At 68.8% G+C, this 21021-nt stretch carries 18 protein-coding genes; 9 read left to right on the forward strand and 9 right to left on the reverse strand.

What is annotated here, in order from left to right:
• The first annotated feature begins 174 nt into the window (after positions 1–174).
• A complete protein-coding gene (locus D473_RS0109160) occupies positions 175–1026 on the forward strand; it encodes an FkbM family methyltransferase (RefSeq protein WP_026126774.1) in 852 nt (283 codons plus the stop codon).
• Between the two features lie 1598 nt (positions 1027–2624).
• Here the strand turns inward: D473_RS0109160 and D473_RS0109165 are convergent.
• Entirely contained in the window at positions 2625–3497 is an 873-nt protein-coding gene (locus D473_RS0109165) for an alpha/beta fold hydrolase (RefSeq protein WP_017608777.1), read from the reverse strand.
• A gap of 129 nt (positions 3498–3626) precedes the next feature.
• Between D473_RS0109165 and D473_RS0109170 the strand changes: the two genes are divergently transcribed.
• A complete protein-coding gene (locus D473_RS0109170; protein WP_026126775.1) occupies positions 3627–4220 on the forward strand; it encodes a TetR/AcrR family transcriptional regulator in 594 nt (197 codons plus the stop codon).
• 139 nt (positions 4221–4359) lie between these two features.
• Positions 4360–5304 carry an NAD-dependent epimerase/dehydratase family protein gene (locus D473_RS0109175; RefSeq protein ID WP_017608779.1) on the forward strand — a complete coding sequence of 315 codons (945 nt, stop codon included), beginning with the start codon at positions 4360–4362 and terminating at the stop codon, positions 5302–5304.
• Positions 5305–5461: 157 nt separating this feature from the next.
• Here the strand turns inward: D473_RS0109175 and D473_RS0109180 are convergent, their stop codons facing one another.
• Positions 5462–5656, reverse strand: a complete 195-nt coding sequence (locus D473_RS0109180) for a DUF397 domain-containing protein (RefSeq protein WP_017608780.1) — start codon at positions 5654–5656, stop codon at positions 5462–5464.
• Positions 5657–5665: 9 nt separating this feature from the next.
• Positions 5666–6514, reverse strand: a complete 849-nt coding sequence (locus tag D473_RS0109185; RefSeq protein WP_026126776.1) for a DUF5753 domain-containing protein — start codon at positions 6512–6514, stop codon at positions 5666–5668.
• A gap of 232 nt (positions 6515–6746) precedes the next feature.
• Between D473_RS0109185 and D473_RS26475 the strand changes: the two genes are divergently transcribed.
• The 4 genes from D473_RS26475 to D473_RS0109200 all read left to right on the forward strand — a co-directional run bounded on the left by D473_RS26475 (position 6747) and on the right by D473_RS0109200 (position 10015).
• Entirely contained in the window at positions 6747–6965 is a 219-nt protein-coding gene (locus tag D473_RS26475) for a hypothetical protein (RefSeq protein ID WP_083917942.1), read from the forward strand.
• A complete protein-coding gene (locus tag D473_RS0109190) occupies positions 6962–7330 on the forward strand; it encodes a hypothetical protein (RefSeq protein WP_017608782.1) in 369 nt (122 codons plus the stop codon). The genes D473_RS26475 and D473_RS0109190 overlap by 4 nt, the downstream gene beginning before the upstream one ends.
• A gap of 5 nt (positions 7331–7335) precedes the next feature.
• Positions 7336–7533, forward strand: coding sequence for a hypothetical protein (locus D473_RS0109195; RefSeq protein ID WP_241474748.1), 198 nt, complete (start codon positions 7336–7338; stop codon positions 7531–7533).
• 196 nt (positions 7534–7729) lie between these two features.
• Complete coding sequence (locus tag D473_RS0109200) at positions 7730–10015, forward strand: phosphodiester glycosidase family protein (protein ID WP_241474742.1); 2286 nt, start codon at positions 7730–7732, stop codon at positions 10013–10015.
• 74 nt (positions 10016–10089) lie between these two features.
• Here the strand turns inward: D473_RS0109200 and D473_RS0109205 are convergent, their stop codons facing one another.
• The 3 genes from D473_RS0109205 to D473_RS0109215 all read right to left on the reverse strand — a co-directional run bounded on the left by D473_RS0109205 (position 10090) and on the right by D473_RS0109215 (position 15647).
• Positions 10090–11985 (reverse strand): ABC transporter ATP-binding protein, encoded by a 1896-nt coding sequence (locus D473_RS0109205; protein WP_152436798.1) that lies wholly within the window; start codon positions 11983–11985, stop codon positions 10090–10092.
• Between the two features lie 520 nt (positions 11986–12505).
• Entirely contained in the window at positions 12506–14209 is a 1704-nt protein-coding gene (locus D473_RS0109210; RefSeq protein ID WP_026126778.1) for an SLC13 family permease, read from the reverse strand.
• A gap of 271 nt (positions 14210–14480) precedes the next feature.
• Positions 14481–15647: a mandelate racemase/muconate lactonizing enzyme family protein gene (locus D473_RS0109215; protein ID WP_017608787.1), complete on the reverse strand. Its 1167-nt coding sequence runs from the start codon at positions 15645–15647 to the stop codon at positions 14481–14483.
• 108 nt (positions 15648–15755) lie between these two features.
• Between D473_RS0109215 and D473_RS0109220 the strand changes: the two genes are divergently transcribed.
• Both D473_RS0109220 and D473_RS0109225 read left to right on the forward strand, forming a co-directional pair.
• The gene (locus D473_RS0109220) at positions 15756–16430 is read left to right on the forward strand and encodes a GntR family transcriptional regulator (RefSeq protein ID WP_017608788.1); all 675 of its coding nucleotides are present in this window, start codon (positions 15756–15758) and stop codon (positions 16428–16430) included.
• 109 nt (positions 16431–16539) lie between these two features.
• Positions 16540–17592 (forward strand): pirin family protein, encoded by a 1053-nt coding sequence (locus D473_RS0109225; protein WP_017608789.1) that lies wholly within the window; start codon positions 16540–16542, stop codon positions 17590–17592.
• A 200-nt stretch (positions 17593–17792) separates the two neighbouring features.
• Here the strand turns inward: D473_RS0109225 and D473_RS0109230 are convergent, their stop codons facing one another.
• From D473_RS0109230 to betC, 3 genes are all read right to left on the reverse strand, one after another.
• A complete protein-coding gene (locus tag D473_RS0109230; RefSeq protein ID WP_017608790.1) occupies positions 17793–18362 on the reverse strand; it encodes a hypothetical protein in 570 nt (189 codons plus the stop codon).
• A gap of 244 nt (positions 18363–18606) precedes the next feature.
• A complete protein-coding gene (locus tag D473_RS0109235) occupies positions 18607–19200 on the reverse strand; it encodes a hypothetical protein (RefSeq protein WP_241474743.1) in 594 nt (197 codons plus the stop codon).
• Positions 19201–19461: 261 nt separating this feature from the next.
• Positions 19462–21000: a choline-sulfatase gene (betC, locus tag D473_RS0109240; protein ID WP_017608792.1), complete on the reverse strand. Its 1539-nt coding sequence runs from the start codon at positions 20998–21000 to the stop codon at positions 19462–19464.
• Between the last annotated feature and the right edge of the window lie 21 nt (positions 21001–21021).

The following is a 21021-nucleotide window of genomic DNA, read 5'->3' on the forward strand; positions in this document are numbered from 1 at the left end:
CGCAACGGCCCTCCGTTGAAGGATTCGTGACAGGTCGTCCGCGTGTACGGGGGATACGCGAGTGCGTTCACGGGCGCGGACGGGCGGTGAACCCGGCTGTTGCAGGTATCTGTCGACGAATTGAAGCGTGTCCGGTGACACAGCAGGGTGCGGATGTCTAGCGTGGGGTTCACTATGCCGACATTGCTCAGACGTGGTCTGAACCTGCTCCGAACGCTCAACGTCCGTGTGCAGGACCTCGAATCAGGGAGCGTGGTGGTCAGCCGCCGCCACGGGTACGAGGTCATCCCTCTGGGACGCGGGAGCTGGGTCGTGCGACGTGGAAGACCCGACGACGTGCACCGCGACCACAAGGCCGTCATGGATCACCTGGCCGCCGAACACGTGGCCTCTCTCCTGGACCACTACCGGGTCGGCTGTGTCCTGGACGTGGGTGCCAACACCGGCCAGTACGCCAAGCAGCTGCGCCGGTACGGCTACCGGGGACGGATCGTCTCCTTCGAGCCCGTCCCCGAGATCACGGAGAAGCTCCGCGCGGCCGCGGCCGAGGATCCCGACTGGCACGTGTACCCGTACGCGCTCGGCCGCGAGGACCGGACCGACACCATCAACGTCGTGTACGGCTCCATGAGCTCCATGCTCGGGCCGAGCGATTTCGGGACCACCCGCTACAAACGGTTCCAGCGCAGCCGCGAGGAGAAGATCGAGGTGCGCCGCCTCGACGGCCTGCTCGACAAGGTCCTCGACGGCCTCGACGATCCCCGCCCCTACCTCAAGATGGACACCCAGGGCTTCGATCTCGAGGCCTATGCCGGCGGCGGGGACCGGGTGCGCGAGTTCGTGGGGATGCAGTCGGAGGTCGCGCTCATGCAGATCTACGAGGGCATGCCCCGGATGAATGAGTCCGTGTCCGTGTACGAGGCCGACGGGTTCGAGATCACCGGGATGTATCCGGTGACACGGGAGGAGAAGACCGGGCGGGTGCTGGAGTTCGACTGTGTGATGGCCCGCGCGGACATGTTGTAGGAGGCAGTGTCGGAAGGGCTCCCGGCCCGGTCAGTCCGGCGATTCCTCGTCGGGGCCCGGTCCCGGGAGCTCGTACACCCGCTCGGTCTCCAGGTTCTCGTCCAGGAGCCGGAGACCGAGATCGTTGATGGGGTGGTGAAGTCTGCCTGGGTGCCTGGAGGGGCCCTGGGGCTCGGCAATCAGGGTTTCTTGTGGTGCCGGGGTTCGGTGGTTCGTCGGGGTCGGGATTTTAGCCCGGCCGGGTCTTTGCGCAACCCGCTTCGGCGCCACCCCCACTCCTGCTTCTTCGCGGGGAGTGTGGCGGCGTTGCGCGGGGTTGGTGTGGGGCGCCTCGGGGTGTGCGCTGCGACCCTTGACGCCGGGCTCACCCGACCCGTATCGACGAACCCCCTCGCCCCAGGCGCCCGGCTGCCGAAGAAATGGTGGGCGCACACTTCCCAACCCCCTGTGGTGGCCACATTGCGACCAACGCTTACGGCGTGTGCGCGGCCGCTCGCTCCTGCGGAAGCCCTCCTGCGTAAGGCAACGACGGGCCCCGGCACTCCCGGTGGCGCATTGAGGCCGGGGCAGGCCGGCGTGTGCGCAGTTCGGGCGTTCGGGTCCGTGGGGGTGGCGGCAGTGAGCCCGCTCTGTCGGGCGTGCGGGCGGTCACCGGCCCCGGCCGGTTCCGTGCGGAGCCGGCTCCGCCGGGGTCTTGCCCGGTGGGGTCTTGCTTGGTGGTCTCGGCCGGGGGCGTTGTCTCGGTCGGGGGTGCCCGGGTGGGCGTATTTCGGCGGTGTAGGCGGACGCTCCCCCCAACCGGGGCCATTCTCGGCGCCGAAAATGGCCCTGGTTGGGGGGAGCGATCCACTGAAGCCCGTTGGCAGTGCTCTTACGAGCATCAACACCGGCCTGTAGTGCTATCAGGAGCACTGTCAATGCTCGGGCGGGGCCCGAAGCTTTTCCGGAGGTCGCACACGCCACTCTGCCCCGGCCTCGATGCGCCACCGGGAGCAGGCGGGGCCAGGCTTGTGCCTGTCGCAGGGGCGAGCGGCTGCGCACACGCCTCGACCGTTGGTCGCAATGCCGCGCCCCAGGGGGTTTGGCTTTTGGGACCCCATTTCTTCGGCCGGATGAGAGGGGCCGGCCGGTGGGTGTTCGGCGGCGAGAGCGCAATAGCCCGGCGTCAAGGGGCGGACCGCACACCCCGAGGCGTCCCACACCGACCACGCACAACGCCGCACCTTTGGGCAGGTCCCGAGTATGTGGGGGTGGCGCCGAGAGGGTTGCGGGAAGCCCCGGCCGGGCTAAGCTCGACGCTCCGACGAACACCACCCACACCAGCCACAGGCCCCCAACCCACCACCCACCTGCACCGACCCAACCGGCCCCACCTCAACCGATCCACCGGGCCTCCACCCACACCGCCCCGGCATGCCCGGAACACCAAGCACACCAGAGAATCCCCCCATCAATGATCGAGGTGGTCCGTGCCGGTCGGGTCGTCGGGGCGCAGGGGTTCCATGGGGACTGATCCAAGATCGTGCGCAGAAGCTACACCGGGGGCCCGACATTCCGTCCCGGGAAGACCCGGAGGCCGACGGGGACGGGAACACCGCTCAGACAGAGTCGAGGATGATCCGCGCGAGCTCCCGGGGTTGTGCCATGGGCACGTTGTGGTGGGTGTGCATCTCCACCAGCGCCCGTTCGGGACGGCCCTCCACGAGGGCCCCTACCTCGTCCCGGCGTGCGGCGTAGAACCCCTCGTCGGGCAGGACGATCGTGAGCGGGCAGGTCAGCTGCTCGTAGACGTCCACGCTGGGGTAGACGGCCGAATCCGGGGGAGGAGCGCTGATCACGGCGATCTGTTCGGCGGTGGGCCGCCGCAGCAGACCGTCTCCCCGGGACGAGAAGGACCGTTCGAGCACACTGCGCACCAGTTCCGGTCGTGAACCCCGGTTGAGCCAGTCATCGGGTGCCTCGTGTGCGCACTGGTCGATATAGGCGCGTACCTGCTCGGCGCTCGCGGACCAGCCGTACCGGAACTCCACACGGATCTGTTCCAGCGCCTCGGACGTGGTCCAGTAGGCCTGCTGCGCCACGGCCTTCTCCCGCTCGTCCAGGACCAGCCCGTCCACGACGCAGACCGCGGCCGGGTCGACCAGGCCGGCGGCGGTCACGGCGGTGACCGCGTAACCGCCCATGGAGTGCCCGACCAGCACGGGATGTTCCCAGCCGAGCGCGTGTGAGGCGGCGGCGAGGTCCCGCCAGTACTGTTCGGCGTGGTGGGAATCGAAGGCGGTGCGACCGTGTCCCCGCAGGTCGACGGCCACCACCCGGCAGTGTTCGGTCAGATGCGGTGCCACGTCCGTCCAAGCGGCGGCGTTGTGCCCCGAGCCGTGCACGAGCAGAACGGGTCGGCCGGAGCCGCCGAAGTCCAACGCGGCGATGGTCCCGTCGTCGGTGTGAAGGTCGATCTCCTGGGCTGCCATTGGGCCATCGTGGTGCTGTCCGGACCTGCCGCGCAATCGAATTCCCGTGTCGCGCGCGGGCGGGACCCGGCCTTCAGGCGTGAGGGCGAGGGTTTTGCATTGCGAAGGAGTGAGTGTACAGTCACTCATATGGCACGAGAGATGACGTCCACCGCCGAGGCCAGAAGGGCGACCGTGGTCGCCAGTGCGATCCACGTCTTCGCCGCTTCCGGCTACTTGGGTACGCCGATCACGGCCGTGGCCGAGCACGCGGGCATCTCACCGGCGTACGTGTTCAAACTCTTCCCGGGCAAGAAGCAGTTGTTCGTCGCCGCGCTCGACCGGTGCTTCGAGCTGATCCGGGAAGCGCTCGCCGATGGTGCGGAGGCTGCCTCCTCGGCCGGGGCCGAGGACGTGCTGGACGCCATGGGGGGCGCCTACGCGGACCTGATCGGGGACCGCGATCTGCTGATGCTGCAGGTGCATGCGCTCTCGGCCGCGGACGTGCCGGAGATCCGGGAAGCGATGAGGCGGGGAACGGCCGGCATCACCCGCTTCGCCACGGCCCGATCCGGAGGTAGCGCGCGGCAGGTACAGCGGTTCCTCGCCACCGGCCAGTTGTGCCACCTGGTCACCATGTTGGATCTGGACCAGGTCGACCAGTCCTGGGCGCGGACCCTCGATCTGGGCATCCGCCACGCCGCCCCCGCCCTCTCCGGTGAGACGGGGGAAGGCATGGACTGAGCGGTCCCGTGGTCGCCTTCTCCGTCGACCGGCGCTCTTCCCGGCTCACGGCCGGGATTCTTTTTCAACACAAGAGTGATTGGTCAGTCACTCACTCCAAGAGCAGATACCAGGAACCATCAGAGGAAGGTGCACTCCCATGTCCCTGCAACAACGCCACGTCGTCCTCGGCGCAGGCCCGGCAGGACGCACGCTCGCCCGGCACCTCGCCGACGGCGGAGCCGTGGTCCGCATCGTCAGCCGGCGCACGGTCGACCTCGGTCCGGACGTGGAGTCCGTGGCCGCTGATCTCATGGACCCGGACCAGGCCCTGGCCGCCACCGAGGGCGCGTCGGTGCTCCACCACTGCGTCAACGTGCCCTACCAGTACCAGGTCGAGTCGATGCCCCGCCTGGCGCACTCGATCGTCGCCGCGGCCGCGCGACACGGCGCACGGCTGGTCGTGCTCGACACCCTCTACCCGTACGGGGAGAGCGACGGCGAGGCGATCACCGAGTCCACCCCGTGGGCTGCCACCAGCCGGAAGGGCAGGATGCGCACCGAACTGGACCGGTACTACCTCGACCGGCACGCGTCCGGCGACGTCCGGGTCGTACTCGGCCGCTCAGCCGACTTCTTCGGCCCCGAGGTCCTCAACTCCACGCTCGGTGGGGCGTTCTTCCCCGGAGCCCTCACCGGCGAGCCGGTTCTTGCGTTCGGCGACATCGCGCTGCCGCACAGCTACACATTCATGCCGGACGTGGCCGCAGGTCTGGCGGTCCTCGGAGAGGCGGCCGACGACGCCTGGGGCCGGGTCTGGCACCTGCCCACGGTTCCTGCGGTGAGTACCGAGGCCGTCCACGAGCTGGTCGCAGAGCTCGTCGGCCGCTCGATCGAGACCACGGTGCTCCCCGAGGCGCGCCCCTACGGGCCCTTCGACGCCGAGTTCATGGCCGAGTACGCCGAGATGTTCTACCAGCACCGCATCCCGCAGAACATGGTCTCGGCGGCCTTCGAGGCCCGCTTCGAGGCCGCACCCACGCCACTGCGCCGAGCACTCGCGCACACGATCGACTGGTACGCCGACCAGGTGCGTGCCGGGTAGCGGTCGGCCTGCACCGGGGAGCGCGCCGGACCACGTACCGCAACGTTGCTGCGCTTGCACGGGGGAGCTCCGTGCAGGCGGGCGGCTCCCCGTGGGACACCCGGGGCCAGCACGGTGGGGGCCTCCGGTTCCGGACCGGGGCCCTCACCGTTGCGGGTTACTCGGGGACGGCCGCGCCGAGCAACGCGTGCCACTCGGCGGTGGGGAAGGCCAGGTGTCCCAGACCCCGGTGCTGGGTGTCCCGGACAGCCGCCCCTTCGGAGAACTCGGCGACCTCGACGCAGTTCTGTCCGGTGGCGCTGCTGTAGCTGGACTTGTGGAAGTCGAGGTGGGATGTGTGGTCAGTGGTCATCGCTGGTCTCTACTCGCTCGTCAGCTGCCTCATGAACTCGCGCGAATCTTCAACGCTGAGTGCTTGGGCGTGCACTCGGTCGTACAGCATCTCGTAATGCTCCAAGGCCTCGGGGCCCTCAGGGAACAGGCCGCTGAGGGACTGCTCCAGATAGACCGTGGACGGGTCCGAGGGAAAGTCCAGGATCACGAACTGCCCGGTCATTGCGGGATGCAGCCCTGTGGAGTACGGCAGTACCTGTACCTGCACCTGGGCGTCGGACTCCTGTGAGTCCAGAAGGTGCTGGACCTGGTCGGGAAGCACGTCGTCCGGGATTCTTTCGAATGCGGCCTCGTCGAGGATGACCGACAGCCGGGGCCCTTGGGGCCCGAGAAGGGTCTGGCGCATCATGCGTGCCTCGACCCGGCGCTCGATTTCCCGGCTGTCGGAAACAGCGGCGCTGGTCACGGCCCGGGCGTACTCCTCTGTCTGAAGGAGCCCGGGGATGTAGAAGGCCTCGTAGGTGCGGATGCGATCGGCTTCGGTCTCCAGGTCGACGTAGGCACCGGAGCCGAGCACGTCGGCATAGTTCACCCACCACCCGGTTTGTGATGCCTCGGTGGCCGTACGCACGTATGACGCTCTCTCGGCCTTCGAAGTAACGCCGTAGACGTCGAGGAGCGTGAGCACGTCATCGGTGTGCAGACGCTTCCACTGCTGGGTCTCCATGCGGGTGATCTTCGCCGCGGACCACGGTCGGTCGGGCCGTAGGGCCTTTGCCTTCTTGGCAGCGGCGTCGACGGTGAGGCCGCTGCCAGTCCGGAGTGCGTCGAGCTGCCGTGACAGGCGCTTCCTGCGCAGCGTGGGACTGGCAGCCAAGGTGCTCGGTCTCCTTCGGACGGAGGGAATTTCGCCTCCCGATCCTACGCACCGTGCTTGAAAAACCGACATTCTCCGCATCATCCATATGGTGCGAGTATTCCATGCTGTATTGATGATTCATGCTACGTGGATATTGCAGATTTGAGTTTCTTGGGTCAGCATAGAGAGCACCTGAGCAAGTCCGCCGCCGGACGTCCCGTCCGGCACCTGACCCAGGAGGTGTGCGCCCATGGCGCCTCGCTACCTGTCCCTGTCCGAGCTCGAGCACGCACGCCCATGCGCAGAGGAAACGTTCCGTGGGCGGCACGCGAACCGGGCCCGCCGCTCTCGCCGTACGCGCCGCCCGCGCCGCGCGAACCGGGTGCGCGCCTACGTGTCCGCCCCCGCCGGAGACCTCGCCCTACTCGCCCTGGCCGTGCGCCGCTATCTCGCGCAGGGGGCCGCATGAAGTGGCGCGACCTGTCCGAATGCGGCGCCCGCACCACCCTGGACGGCGACACCCGCCTGTGTGTGCGCATCACCCGCCACGACGGCCTGCACCAGGACATCAGCGGCCAGGCCTGGGAGACCGAGCACGAGACCCTGGACCGCCTGCGCGCCCGATGGGGCCACCGGTGGCACATCGTCTGCACCGGCCGCACCTGGATCGCCACCACCTACCGCCGACCCGGCCACCGCACCCAGGTCGAGAGCGCCCCCACACCCGAGCAACTGGAGGAACAACTCGCCCGAGCACCCGCCCCGAGGACATCGGCACCGAGGACCACCCCGAGGGCTCCCCTCGTGCCCGCACCGAGGAACGAGGTCAGGTGAGCGCGATGCAACACCCGCAGAAGGAGAACCCGCGCACGGCGAAGAACCACGACGGGACCGACCCCGACAACCGTCCGCTCGACCGCGAAGAACGCCGCGCGCTACGTGAACAGGACCGGCGCTTCGCGGAGCGCCGCCGGGCCTGCGGTGAACGCGCTCAGGAACTCGGGGCCCGATGGCCGCTGGACATGCGCACGGTATGAGCCCGCGCCACCGGGGCTCCGGGACTTTTCGTTCTCCGTTCATCTGCCCCCCTCGCGGGGGTCCACCGCCCCTGGAAAGATCACGCCGTGGACGGAGCACACGGCCCCGTGCGGGTGTGTCGCTCGCCGCCGACCAGCCCTGACCTGGAAGGGTGCCCCCGTGAACCGTTTCCCCCCGAGGCCCCCCGGTCGACCGGTGGGCCTTCCCGCGGCCTCCGCAGTGACCGCGCTCCTCCTACCCGTGTCCCTGCTCGCGCCACCGTCCCCTGCGGGCGCGGAGGCCTTCACGCCCGGGGTCGCCGGTGCCGACGAAGAACACATCGCCACCGGGGTCGACCTCGTCTCCGGCCCTGTCCCGGCCGGTGGCCCAGGGAACGGCGGTGACCAGTACGCCAACCTCCTCACCGTCGATCTCACCGAGGACACCGCCGTCCAACACGTGGACGGCGGCAGCCTCACGTCCCCCGCGACCGTGCCGGAGATGGCGGCCGCCGCAGAAGCCCCGGAGGGTTCCACCGTCGTCGCCGCGGTCAACGGGGGTTTCTTCGACATCGGCGCGACCCAGGCTCCCATCGGCGCCGGGATGCGCGACGGACACACGTTGGCCTCGCCCGACGAGGGGTTCACCAACGCTCTGGTCATCGACGACGACGGAACCGGAAGTGTGCGGGACGTGGCGTTCGAAGGCACCGTCTCGTTGCCTTCCGGGGACCTCGGCCTCGACGCACTGAACACCTCGACCGTGCCCGCCGACGGTCTCGGTCTCTACACGTCGGACTGGGGCGAGCATCCCAGGGAACACGTCGTGCACGAACCCGAGGTCGCCCCGGAGGAGGCCGTGGAGGGCTCCGGGGAGCAGGCGCCCGCCTCCGAACCCGTCGCCGAGGCCGTGGTCTCCGACGGCACTGTCGACCGGGTCACCGACACTCCGGGCAGCGGACCGATCGGCGCGGACGAACAGGTCATCGTGGCCCGGGGATCCTCGGCCGAGCCGGTAGCCGCACTGTCCGAAGGCGACCGGGTCGGTATCGAGCACGCCCTCACCGCCGACGGCACCGAGCCCCGGACCGTCCTGAGCGGACGCCACGTCCTGGTCCGCGACGGCGACCCCGTTCCCGTCGACGACGACTCCCGTGCGCCGCGCACCGCCGTCGGGTTCTCCGAGGACGGCACCGACCTGTACGTGGTCACCACGGACGGACGCAACCCCGCCGCTGCCGGGTCCACCCTCACAGAGGTCGCCGAACTGCTCGCCGGCGCCGGGGCCGACCAGGCACTGGAGCTGGACGGCGGCGGCTCCTCGACCCTTCCGGTCCGCGAACCCGGCGGTGTCCGCCCGGAACTGCGCAACCGCCCTGGTGACGAGCCCCGGGAGGTCCCCGACGGCCTGGTGGTCACCGCTCCCGAGGGGTCGGCGCAGACCTCCGGCCTGTGGATGCGCACCGCGCTGGAACCCCGCCCCCAGCACGGTGCCCCCGCGCCGTACCAGGAGGACCCGCGGCGTGTGTTCACCGGGATGCACCGCTCTCTCGCAGCCACCGGACACGACGAGGCCTTCGGCCCCTCAGGACCCGGCGCCCCCGAGACCCCGGACGACCGCACCGGCGAGCTGGAGCTGTCCGCCCCGGACGGCCATGGTGACGGCTCCCGCTACGTGGCCGGCCGTCCCGGCCCGGTGACCGTCACCGGAACCGCCGACACCCTCCAGGACACCGTCGACCTGGAGGTGCTCCCTTCGCCGGACACACTCCGGACCGAACCGGAACACCTGGGTATGGCCTCCGCCGACGACACCGCCTCCTTCGTGCTCACGGGTGTCACCGCGACGGGGGAGACCGCGCCGATCGAACCGGTCGACGCCGAGGTCGAGACAGATCCCGACCTGGCCGAGGTCACCGCCCACGGGGACGGCCGCTTCGAGGTGCGGGCCCGGACCGAGGAGGGCACGGGCACCGTCACCGTGACCGCCGGCGGCGTGAGCACCGAGGTTCCCGTCTCCGTCGGAACACGCACGAGCCCCGTGGCGACCTTCGACGACGCCCAGGACTGGACCGCCGGGTCCACCCGCGGACGGGCCGAGGCGCGCCCCGAGACCGGCCGTGCCGGGCCCGGCCTGGCCCTGGCCTACGACTTCACCCGCGACATCCGCACCCGTGACGCCTCTGCCTTCCCGCCCGAACCGCTCGCCCTCGACCGCCAGGCGTTCGCCTTCACCGTGGGTGTGCGCGGGGACGGCAACGGCGCCCGCCTGATGCTCAGCCTGACCGACGAGCACGGTGTGGGCCACGCCCTCGAGGGCCCGGCCCTCGACTGGAAGGGATGGCGCGACGTGCGGTTCGAGGTACCCGACGCCGCCGGGCACCCCCTCACGCTCTCGCGTGCCTACCTCCTGGAGCAGGACCCGAGCCGCACCTACACCGGCGAGGTGGTGCTCGACGGTATCCACGCCGAGACCACACCCGAAGCGCTGCCCGGCGGGTAGCGGGAGGGCGGCGGTCACCGGAAGAGACGGGCCGGGCCCGGACCGGCGGAAGGCACCGGACCGGGCCCGCCAGCTCAACGGGGTCCGTCGGTGTGGGAGGGCGGCCCGGGACGCGGCTTCGTGCCCCCGGCAGCGACGATCCCGGTCGAGGCCGGGTTCTCCTGGTACCGGAGGGCCTGGAGGGTGAACAGCTCCGCGTAGCGCCCGCGTGCGTCCATCAGCTCCTGGTGTGTTCCGCTCTCGACGACCCGGCCGTGGTCGAGCACGACGATCCGGTCGGCCAGGGTCACCGAGTCCAGCCTGTGTGTGATGAGCAGGACAGCGGCGTGTCCCTTCAGGGAGTGGACCGCCTCGAAGACCCGTTTCTCGGCGCGGGGATCGAGCGCGGCGGTGGGTTCGTCGGCGATGACCAGTTCACCGTCGCGGTACAGGCCCCGCGCGGTGGCGATGCGCTGTTTCTGCCCGCCGGACAGGTCGCGCCCGTCCACGAACCTCTTGTCGAGCATGGAGTGCTCACCGTCGGGGAGATCGGCCAGGACCTGGTCGGCCCCGCTGAGGTGCAGGGCGTGGTGCCACCGCTCGGCCTCGGGCTCCTCGCCGGGGCCCTGCATGGTGATGTTGCGCTGGGCGGTGAAGGGCCACTGGATGTACTCCTGGGAGATCAGGCCGATGCGGGCGCGCACCCGTTCGGTGTCCAGGTCGGCGTAGTCGGTCCCGTTCCATGACAAGTGACCCTCGTGGGGTGTGTACAGGCCCCCGATGAGTTTGGCCAGGGTGGACTTGCCGGACCCGTTCTCCCCGACGACCGCGACCACCTCGCCCCTGCGCAGATCCAGGTCGGCGCCGTCGAGGGCCAGGTCCTCCTGCCCGGGATAGGAGAACCTGAGCCCGCGGACACGCAGGTGCTGAAGGGAGCCCGGAGCTTCTCCGCGTCCGGGCGCCGGCAGCAGGGTGCGGGTGCGCTCGGTGACCTCGTGGGCGTCCTGCACGTACAGGCCCGCCTCGTATGCGCGGGTGAGCGCGTAGGTGAGCTGTTCCAGGGAGGACGTGCCGCGGCCGATGGCGTAGTAGGCGGCGCCCGCCACGGCCAACGGCACCGTCCCCACCAGGAGCATGGCGATCAGGGTGCCNAGCATCTGGTCGACCACGTGGTCGGCGATCTCCGTGTACTCGCGCAGCAGACCGGCACGCATGTTGTAGGAGCGCAGGTCAGCCGCGGAGAAGCGGTCGGCGAGCAGGTCGCCGATCAGGTACTGCAGACGCTTGATCGTGGTGAGGGCGCGAACACGGTTGTAACGCAGCCTCGACGCGCGCATCGCCGCCCACCCGGTCGGCAGCACGACCAGCAACAGGAGCAGGGCCAGGAGGGGATGGAGGACGGCCAGCACCGAGCCGATGGCCAGCAGGTTGATGAGTCCGGTGAGGATGTCGACGGCGTGCGCGATGAGCTTGTTGGACTCGCTGATTCCGCGGTCGCGGGCCCGGGAGAGCGCGTCGTAGTAGTCGCTGTGGTCGAAGGCCTCCAGCTTGGCCCTGGAGGTGAGGGCGAACAGGTCGATCTCCAACACCCGTTCGACCTGGGGACCCAACCGCTCCTGGGCCCATCCGGCCCCGGTGGACAGGGCACCGCGCACGGTGACCACGGCGGTGAGGAGCAGCAGGGACGGCACCGCGTCCCCCAACCGGTCGAGGTCGATGTTGCCGGTGAAGAGCCGGTCGAGGACCTCGACGATCACGACGAGGCCGACGGCGGTGGCGACCCCCGCGGCGGTGTTCAACCCCAGGGTGAGGGCCGTGTCGCGGCGGTTCGCCCGCCAGGCCACGGCCAGGATGCCGGTGACCATGCGGGGCAGCCGCAGCAGTACCTTCCACGCGGTGGTCCTGGACAAGTCGTCCAGCCACGGGAAATAGCGGCTGTCCTTCAGCTGTGCCGCAGGGGGTTTCGAGGGCCTCGGTCGGGATCGTCCCATGCCGCTCCTTGTGTCGAAAGCATGTTCGGTTCAGGGTCGATCCTGGCCCGTGAATGCACGCGGGAGAAGAGGTCGGAGCAGGTCACAGGGGTTGTGGTGGGTCCGTATACCGCTTCGGCGCAGAGGTGGTGAGGGCGGAGGAGCGCTCGCTCGGGGATGGGCGGCACCGATGGCCGGCCGAAGTGGGGCGCCATGGGGGCGGGCCGGATCCGGTGCGGTATCGGTGGGCCCGCAGTGCCTGGTCAGTGCCCGCCCGGATCACCCGTGGGTCGTACTGCGTCGGAACGGCCCCGAACACCGCGAAGGTGCCGCGCCCCGTTCTCGGGGCACGGCATCTCGGGGGGAGCCTCCGTGCGTCGGGCCGCCTCGATGGACGTGTCCGCCATGCCCGGTCCGCATCGGCCGCGGGGACCAACGACCGCCCCGGCCAAGGACGGTGGCCGGGGTGGTCGGGGCCGAGGAGAGGTGTCGGCTCACGCGACCGATGGCGGTGCGGATCAGGTCATGGGAACGGATCAGGTCACTGGAACCCGGCAGGGAGGGTCATGAGGTCGATCCCCCACATCGTCGGCAGCATGAAGAGCACGCCCAAGATGATGAGAGCGAGGGCGATCAGGTTCAGCCAGAACCCGGTCCTGACCATGTCCATGATCGACACCCTTCCGGTACCGAACATGATCGCGTTCGGAGGGGTGCCCACCGGAAGCATGAACGCGCAGTTCGCGGCCATCGCGCAGGGCACCATCAGCGCGTACGGGTGGATGTCCAGGGAGACCGCGAAGGCCGCCATGACCGGGAGGATCATCGTTCCCGTGGCGGCGTTCGAGGTGATCTCCGTCAAGAACATGACGAGCGCGGCGGAAACAATGATGATCAGGACCACGTTGATGCCGTCGAGAGCGCGCAGCTGATCGCCGATCCATGCGGAGAGGCCGGTCTCGACGAACCCGGCAGCGATGGCCAAGCCGCCACCGAACAGCAGCAGGATCCCCCAGGGAATCTTCTTGGAGTCCTCCCACTGGAGAATTCTTTTCTCCGTACCGTGGCGGGTCGGCAAGGTGAACAGGAACACCGTCGCGACGACCGCGATCACACCGTCGCTGATGCCCGGAACAAGGCCTTCCCAGATGAAGGAACGGGTGACCCACATGAACGCCACTGCGAGGAACACACCGAGTACGGTCTTTTCCTCGGTGGACATCCGGCCGAGGGCCCTCTTCTCTCCCCGGATGCTCTCTTCACCACCAGGAAGGTGTTTGAACCCGACCTTGAACTTGATGTTCGTCAGGTAGAACCACGCGAAGGAAAGGAGGACGACGACGATCGGAACACCGAACATCATCCACGTGCCGAACCCGATGCTCTCACCGTAGATCCTCCCGACGGTCGCCGAGAGGATGGCGAGCGGCGGTGTGCCGATGAGCGTACCGAGGCCGCCGATGGTGGCCGCGTAGCCGATACCGAAGACGATGGACTTCTCGAACTTCGACAGGTCGGATTCGTGCTCTCCGCCGCGCATGGAGCGGGAAGCCTGGTAAACGACCGCCAACCCGACGGGGATCATCATCATCGTGGCGGCCGTGTTGGAGACCCACATCGACAGGAAGCTCGTCGCGACCATGAAGCCGAGGATGATACGGCGCGGGCTCGTACCGATCGCGGCGACGATCGTGAGGGCGATCCGTTGATGGAGGTTCCATTTCTCCATCGCGATCGCGAGTGAGAACCCGCCGAGGAACAGGAAGATGATGTCGTCGCCGTACGCGGCGACCACGGCATCGCCCTCCACCGCACCGGTCAGCGGCAGGAGCGCGACCGGAAGCAAGGACGTGACCGGGATGGGGATCGCCTCGGTGATCCACCAGGTCGCGATCCAGAGAGTGGAGGCGAGGACCCCCTTCCCCTCCGGTGAGAGCCCCTCGGGGTCGAAGAATACGAGCGTCACCAGGAACAGCAGCGGACCGAGGACCAGCCCGATGATGCGTGCGGGCGTGTACCCGGGGCCGGGTTCAGCGGGCTCCTGGGGAGTTTCCGAGCTCTCGGCCGCTTCCGAGGTCTCCGCATCGGTATGGCCGGCAGCGGGAGTGCTGTCGGTGCCGCTGTTGGTTTTCACCAGTTCCGCTCGTGGCGCTTTCCTGCGCCTCGAGAATGTCAGGAGTTCTTTGATCTCTCGGTGTGAGACCCACAATTTTCCCCACAGGGAATGCGGGTAGGGGGTTGCCATTGCTGTACCTTCTTCGGTCTTTTGCTCGGCTCGTCTTGCTGCAGGGGATCGGATCGGTCGGTGCGCGGGGTGATACCGGCCTTGCAGGAAAATGAGGCCGTGGGTGCTCCGCAGGGAGGGGGAGGAGAGCCCGTAGCCGTTGCGCAGACGGATTCATGGGCAGCGCTCGTGGTTCGGGCGGTTGTCCACGCTGCCCAGAAGCGGCCGTCCGTGGTACCTGGGACGGCGGTGCCCCTGTCGACGACTCTTCCGGGGCACCAGCCGTGGACGGTCACTCGTGCAGGTCGCGGAGAACCTTGTAGAACTCCGCCTTGCCCTCGAGCCCGATACCCGGAAGGTCGCCCGGTGCCACACGGCCGTCGGTGATCACCGCGTCGTCGGTGAAGCCGCCCGTGGGCTGGAACTCTCCGGGGTAGGACTCGTTGCCGCCCAGCTTGAGGGATGCGGCGATGTGCAGCGAGAACTGGTGCCCACCGTGCGGGATGCACCGCCGGGAGGACCACCCGTGCTGGGCGAGCATGTCCAGGAATCGGCGGTACTCCGTCAGCCCGTAGCTCAGCGCCGGGTCGACCTGGACGAAGTCGCGGTCCGGGCGCATGCCGCCGTAACGGATCAGGTTCCGGGCGTCCTGCAGCGAGAACAGGTTCTCGCCGGTCGCGATGGGGTTGCGGTAGTTCTCCGACAGCGTCGCGTTGAGACCGTAGTCCAGCGGGTCGCCGACCTCCTCGTACCAGAAGAGGCCGTACGGGTCGATGGCCTTGCCGTACTCCAGTGCGGTCTGCAGATCGAACTTGCCGTTGGCGTCCACCATCAGCCGGGAGCCGTCGCCGTCCAGGACGTCGATGACCGCCTCGATGCGCCGGAGGTCCTCGGCCAGGTCGGCCCCGCCGATCTTCATCTTGACGATCTCGTACCCGGAGTCGAGGAAGCCCCGCATCTCGTTCTGCAGGTCTTCCAGGCTCTTGCCGGGTGCGTAGTAGCCGCCGGCGGCGTAGACGAAGACGTCCTCGTCCGGGTCGCCGTCACCGTAGTGGTCGGAGATCCACCGGTACAGCGGCACACCTGCGGCCTTGGCGGCGAGGTCGTGCAGCGCCATGTCCACCACGCCGACGGCGACGGAGCGTTCACCGTGTCCGCCGGGCTTCTCGTTGCGCATCATGACGTCCCACGCCTGGGCGGGCGAGAGCTCGCCGTTCTCGTCCAGCAGCTCTTCCGGAGCGGCGTTCTGCAGCCGCGGCAGCATCCGCTCGCTCAGGATGGCGGTGGCGTTGTACCGGCCGTTGGAGTTGAAGCCGTAACCCACCAGCGGCTTGCCGTCGACCACCACGTCGCTGACCAGAGCCAGGATCGTGCAGTCCATCTTGCTGAAGTCGATGTAGGCGTTGCGCATCGACGAGCTGATCGGGATGGTGCCGACGTGAGCGGAAACGATTTTCATGGTCCTCTTCCTGCCAGTACTCTTATAAGAGGCTTATAAGTTATCCGGAGCATATGCTGACTGAGACCGGGGCCACAAGCCCGCGAGTGAAAATGACGAGAGGCCGAGATGACCAGCGCGAACGTCTTCTCCAGCAAGGGCGGGCTGGCCTACACCGAGCTGCGCCAGAGGATCACCTCCGGTGGGCTCGCCCCAGGATCACGCCTGTCCCAGTACGAACTGGCGGAAGAGATGGGGATGAGCATCACCCCTCTGCGCGAGGCGATCAGGCGGCTGGCGAGTGAGGAGTGGGTCGTGATGGACGCCCACCGAGACGTCCGCGTGGCCCCCATGAGCGCGTCCGAGGCGCGTGAGCTGCTGGAGGTCCGTCTCTCGCTGGAACCCTCCGCCACCGAGCTCGCCGCGCAACGCCGCACGGAACGGGAGATCGCCACGATGCAGGCGGCCGCCGAGGAACTCCTGCCCGTCACCCGGACCTGGGGCGAGGAAGCCATCACCGCGCACCGGGCCTTCCACCGGGCGATCTACGCCGCGTCCCACAACAAAGTGATGATCCGACTCCTGGACGACCTGTGGGACAAGGCCGACCGGTACCGGCGGATCGGCCTCGAGCTGCCCGCGGGGGCCGAACCGCGCACCATCGATCTGAACCAGCACCACCAGATCCTGGAACTGGTCATCGACGGCGACGGTGCTGCCGCAGCCGAACTGGTGCGCTCCCACGTCCGCAACAGTCTCGGAGCCACGGTCACGGGCACCCTCGAGAACCGCGAGCGTGCTTAGGGACCCTTCTGTTCGTGCGGTCCCCGTTCCGAGGGACGAGGGGAACCCGTGCGTCGTCCCCGGCGTTCCCCGGAAGGGCCCACCCCAGAGCGGCAGAAAGGACACCGCAATGACCAATCCGGAGGAGAACCCGGACACCCACGTGTGCGTCGACGGCGGCCTTCCCGGGCCATGGTCGGAGCACGCGGGCCGGGCCCCGGTCGAGATCATCACCGCCCGCGCCGTGCCCCTGGGCGGGCCACGCGCCATGAACGTGCGCCGTACGCTGCCGCAACGGCAGCGTTCCCTGATCGGAGCGTGGTGCTTCATCGACCACTACGGGCCGGACGAGGTCTCGGCCACCGGCGGCATGGACGTGGCTCCGCACCCGCACACGGGGCTGCAGACGCTCAGCTGGCTGTTCGAGGGGACCGTCTCCCACATCGACTCCGGTGGCAACAGCGCCCACGTCCTTCCCGGAGAGATGAACCTGATGACGGCGGGGGCGGGCATCTGCCACTCCGAGACCTCCACGCCGGACACCAGCCGGCTCCACGGGCTGCAGCTCTGGATCGCCCTCCCGGAGGAGGTGCGTGACAGACCGGGCCGCGAGTTCGAGCACTTCGTTCCCGAACCCGTCGGGTTCGACGGGGGATCCGCGCTCGTGTTCCTCGGATCACTGCTGGGGGCGGAGGCGCCGGTGAGCATGCACACGCCGCTGGTGGGGGCCGAGATCAGGCTCGATCCCGGCGCAGTCCTCGATCTGCAGGTCGACCCCGGGTTCGAGCACGGCCTTCTGGTGGACACGGGTGAGGCCCTCACCCTCGAAGGCGTGCACGTGCCCAAGGACGCCGTGGGCTACACCGGAGTGGAGAACCGGACCCTGCGGATCGCCAACGACGGCGACGGGCCGGCCAGGACCGTGCTGGTGGGAGGCGCCCCCTTCACCGAGGAGGTCCTCATGTGGTGGAACTTCCTGGGTCGCTCGACGGAGGAGATCGAGCAGTACCGCGAAGAATGGCAGAACCACGGCGAACGGTTCGGCCGCGTCGAGGGCTACGTGGGCCACGGCGGCCCGGGAAAGAACCGCGAGGGGATGGACCGGATCCCGGCCCCGGAACTGCCCCCGGTCCGGATGCGGCCGAGGAAGAACCCGCCGCCCCACGCACGTTTCCAGGACTGATCGGCCCACAGGCGCTTCACGTCCCCGGACCCGGACACCGGCGTCCGCCACCGAGCGATCCGATCACCGTCCCCACAGGGAGCTCGTAGAGATGAGCGGTCCAAAGACCGACGGAACCGGTGCTCCCGTGCACATCGTGCTCGACGAAAGCGTCCCTGCGTGCGTCCGACTGCTCCGCTCCAGCCGCCTGGGCGATCGGATCAGGGGTTCGTCGGGGAGGCGCCGGGCACTTCAGCGGTGCCGTAGATGTCCGGAAGCGCGCTCCGGAGCCGGTTCACGGTCGTGGTGATGTCTTCGTGGCCGTTGTCCGTGCGCAAGTACCGGTAGTCGGCGGTGCCCGACATCTGCGCGAGAGAGGTGTCCTCGGGGCAGGCGCGGTCGACCCGGTCACGCCACTCGGGGCTGGTGGGTTTGGGGCGGTGGATGCGCCGCTGGTCGCGTACGGGTCTGGACGCGCACAGTTGGATGAGGGTGATCTCGGTGTTCTCCGGGATGAGCGGCCGGAACCTCAGGTAGTCGTCGTGGGTGTCGATGAAGCTGGCCGCCAGGACGTTGTGGTGACCGAAGGCCCAGAAGTTGGTGGCCAGGGCAGCCACGTTGCGTCGGAGCATTTCGTTGAATGCCTCGTCCATGGTGCAGGGGTTGACCTGGCCGAGGTCCTCGGCATCGATCCGCGCGCCGTCGGGTGTGTGGGGCAGGAGCGCGCGGACCAGGGTGGATTTCCCTGCTCCTTCTTGCCCTGTGATGATGATCAGGCGTCGGGCATTCATGGGACAAGTCTCCGGGCACGGGGGGAGCGGGCGCAACGGACGCTTCACGTCGGTCCCGGGCACGTAAGCGCCGGCCTCCATGCGTCTGCGCGCTCGGCCCCTCATGGCGCGCACCGCGTCGGTCAGCGACCCCAGGCGCGCCGTCGCGGCCCGGAAAGCCTCGCCCGGAAAACAGCGGGCCGGCCGCCCCGCGCGGGCGGCCGGCCCTGTGCCGTGGTCGGCTCGTTCACCGAGACACCACGGACTACTGCTGGTAGGGGTACTGGTTCCAGGAGCCGTTCTGCGGCGGCTGCTGCCCGTGGCCCTGCTGGGGGTATTGCTGCGGGTACTGCTGGGGCGGGGCATGCCCCGGCCCAGCCTCCGGGTGCGGGTAGGGGGCCGCGTACTGCTGCATGTACTCCTGGTCGGCGGCCTGGCTGTGGATCGTGAAGAACCACCGGGACGGCGGGCGGTGCAGCAGAACCAGCCCGGTGATGGCCAGCGGGAGCAGGAACAGCGCCCAGAGAGCAGCGGTTCCGCTGAGCAACATCATCGACTGCAGGACGATCTGGATGATGAGAACGACCTTGGCCATGGTCCGCGCCCAGGAGCGGCCACGAGTGACCGGGAAGGCGGGCACGGCCAAGAGCACGCCGAGGACGGTATGGGGCAGCGAGTAACCGAACGCGTACCCGGGTTCCACGCCGTACATGGGTGCGGTGGCCATGTTGATGAGCAGCACGGTGAACGAGATGGCGGTGGAGAGCCAGAGCACCACGGCCAGGCCCTGCACCGTTCCGGGGGCAGGGAACTGCTCCGGGCGAGCGGTCGGTCCGGGCTGCGGAGGTCGGGGTTGCATGGGGGCCTTTTCGACGAGGGGGAAGGGCGGGCCGGAGAACGGCCCCGGGGAGGAGCGCCGTCGTCGGCTCGTGCCGCGCTCCGCAGGTCGGAATCCCACGGGGACGGCCGCCGAAGCGGAACAGGCCGTAGTTTAGTGTCCGTCCGAACACGTTTCGTTACGGGTCCTGACCACATGCGGCCGCTTCTGTACACGACCCTGCACACATGCGGCGCGGGGCCGGGCTCGCAACGGGATGGCGAGCCCGGCCCCGCGCAGGACTCACCTCGAAGGGTCGGAGATCTTCCCGTAGCCGAGCGCACCCCAGAAGTCGCCGCGCACGTAGCGCTGCTCGGGCTCAGGCTGGAAGTCCCAGGGGTTCACCCGCCCCTTCTGCAGCGCCTCGGCGACGAGACGGCGGCTCGCCTGGCTCTCGAGCACCTCGGCCTCCAGCTCGGGGAGGTCGTAGCGCGCCCCGAGCGCCGCCCGCATCTTTCGGACGGTCTCCGCGTACTCGGGCTCCGCGGCGCGGTTCTGCAGCTCGGCCGGGTCCACCGAGAGATCGAAGAGCTGCTCCGGATCGCCGGGGCACAGAATGTACTTCAGGTGTCCCCGCACCATCGTCAGCTGGGGGCGCAACGTGCCCTCCGCGAGGTACTCGATCACGATGTCGCGGTCCTCGGGGGCTGCCTCACCCGCGCTCTCCCGGCGTGCGGTCTCCAGCAACGACTGCCCGTCCTGCTCACTCGCCCCAGGGGCCCCGGAGAGCTCCAGCAGGGTGGGCATCAGGTCGAGCAGGCAGACCGTGTTGGCGAAGCGGCCCTTCGGCACCAGGTGTTCGGGTCCATGCACGATCATCGGCACCCGCGAGGACTGCTCGTACGGTGACATCTTGTACCAGAGGCCCTTCTCGCCCAGCATGTCACCGTGGTCGCTCGTGACGACGATGACGGTGTCGTCGGCCAGCCCGAGCTCCTCGACGCGCTCGCGAATGCGGCCGACGTGGTCATCGATGTAGCTCACCGCTGCGTAGTACGCACGGCGGGCCCTGCGCACCTCGTCGATACCGGGCTCCCGTACGTCGAACCCGCTCATCGCCCGCAGGCGGTGGCTGTGCGGATCCTGCTCGGGGTCAGGGACCTCGGGGTGGGCCGGATCAGCGATCCCGTCGTCGGCGAACCGGTCCCAGTGCTCGCGCGGCGGCTCGTACGGATCGTGCGGATGGATGAACGAGGTGACCATCAGGAAGGGCAGGTCCTCCCCGGCAGCCTGATTGGCGCGGACCCTGTCGTTGAGGTGGCGCAGGGTCCGGAACCCGACCTCGTCGTCGAAGTCCTGCTGCACCGTGGCCTTCGAGACACCGGCGGTGAACACGGCATCGGCATCGTGGTACCACTGGAGCCGCTCCTCCAGCGGGCGGTTCCAATCGGGCACCATGTCCAGATCGGCCGGATAGACATCCGTGGTCAGCCTCTCCTCGAAGCCGTGCTGCTGATCCGGACCGATGAAGTGCATCCGCCCGATCAGCGCCGTGTGGTATCCGCTCGCCCGCAGCCGGTGGGCGAAGGTCGGTTCGGAGGCCGCGAAATCGTCCCCGTTGTCATAGCAACCGATCGCCGAGGGCAGGCGGCCGGTCATCATCGACGCACGCGAAGGCGCGCACAACGGAGTGTTACAGTACGCGCGATCGAACACCGCCCCCTCGTCGGCGAGAGCATCGATGTTCGGGGTCTTCGCTGCTTGGTCCCCGTACGCACCGAGAGCCTGGGCCGCCATCTGGTCGGCCTGGACGACGATGATGTTCGGTCGTTTCCGAGTCATGAGTGTTCCTTTCGACAAGAC

This window comes from Nocardiopsis xinjiangensis YIM 90004 (genome assembly GCF_000341145.1).
Taxonomy (GTDB): domain Bacteria; phylum Actinomycetota; class Actinomycetes; order Streptosporangiales; family Streptosporangiaceae; genus Nocardiopsis; species Nocardiopsis xinjiangensis.

What these genes read in the sequence shown, in the direction of transcription:
- D473_RS0109160 (WP_026126774.1), top strand. Translation starts at nt 175, where the DNA reads ATGCCGACATTGCTCAGACGTGGTCTGAACCTGCTCCGAACGCTCAAC.
- D473_RS0109165 (WP_017608777.1), bottom strand. Translation starts at nt 3,497, where the DNA reads ATGGCAGCCCAGGAGATCGACCTTCACACCGACGACGGGACCATCGCC.
- D473_RS0109170 (WP_026126775.1), top strand. Translation starts at nt 3,627, where the DNA reads ATGGCACGAGAGATGACGTCCACCGCCGAGGCCAGAAGGGCGACCGTG.
- D473_RS0109175 (WP_017608779.1), top strand. Translation starts at nt 4,360, where the DNA reads ATGTCCCTGCAACAACGCCACGTCGTCCTCGGCGCAGGCCCGGCAGGA.
- D473_RS0109180 (WP_017608780.1), bottom strand. Translation starts at nt 5,656, where the DNA reads ATGACCACTGACCACACATCCCACCTCGACTTCCACAAGTCCAGCTAC.
- D473_RS26475 (WP_083917942.1), top strand. Translation starts at nt 6,747, where the DNA reads ATGGCGCCTCGCTACCTGTCCCTGTCCGAGCTCGAGCACGCACGCCCA.
- D473_RS0109190 (WP_017608782.1), top strand. Translation starts at nt 6,962, where the DNA reads ATGAAGTGGCGCGACCTGTCCGAATGCGGCGCCCGCACCACCCTGGAC.
- D473_RS0109195 (WP_241474748.1), top strand. Translation starts at nt 7,336, where the DNA reads ATGCAACACCCGCAGAAGGAGAACCCGCGCACGGCGAAGAACCACGAC.
- D473_RS0109210 (WP_026126778.1), bottom strand. Translation starts at nt 14,209, where the DNA reads ATGGCAACCCCCTACCCGCATTCCCTGTGGGGAAAATTGTGGGTCTCA.
- D473_RS0109215 (WP_017608787.1), bottom strand. Translation starts at nt 15,647, where the DNA reads ATGAAAATCGTTTCCGCTCACGTCGGCACCATCCCGATCAGCTCGTCG.
- D473_RS0109220 (WP_017608788.1), top strand. Translation starts at nt 15,756, where the DNA reads ATGACCAGCGCGAACGTCTTCTCCAGCAAGGGCGGGCTGGCCTACACC.
- D473_RS0109225 (WP_017608789.1), top strand. Translation starts at nt 16,540, where the DNA reads ATGACCAATCCGGAGGAGAACCCGGACACCCACGTGTGCGTCGACGGC.
- D473_RS0109230 (WP_017608790.1), bottom strand. Translation starts at nt 18,362, where the DNA reads ATGAATGCCCGACGCCTGATCATCATCACAGGGCAAGAAGGAGCAGGG.
- D473_RS0109235 (WP_241474743.1), bottom strand. Translation starts at nt 19,200, where the DNA reads ATGCAACCCCGACCTCCGCAGCCCGGACCGACCGCTCGCCCGGAGCAG.
- betC (WP_017608792.1), bottom strand. Translation starts at nt 21,000, where the DNA reads ATGACTCGGAAACGACCGAACATCATCGTCGTCCAGGCCGACCAGATG.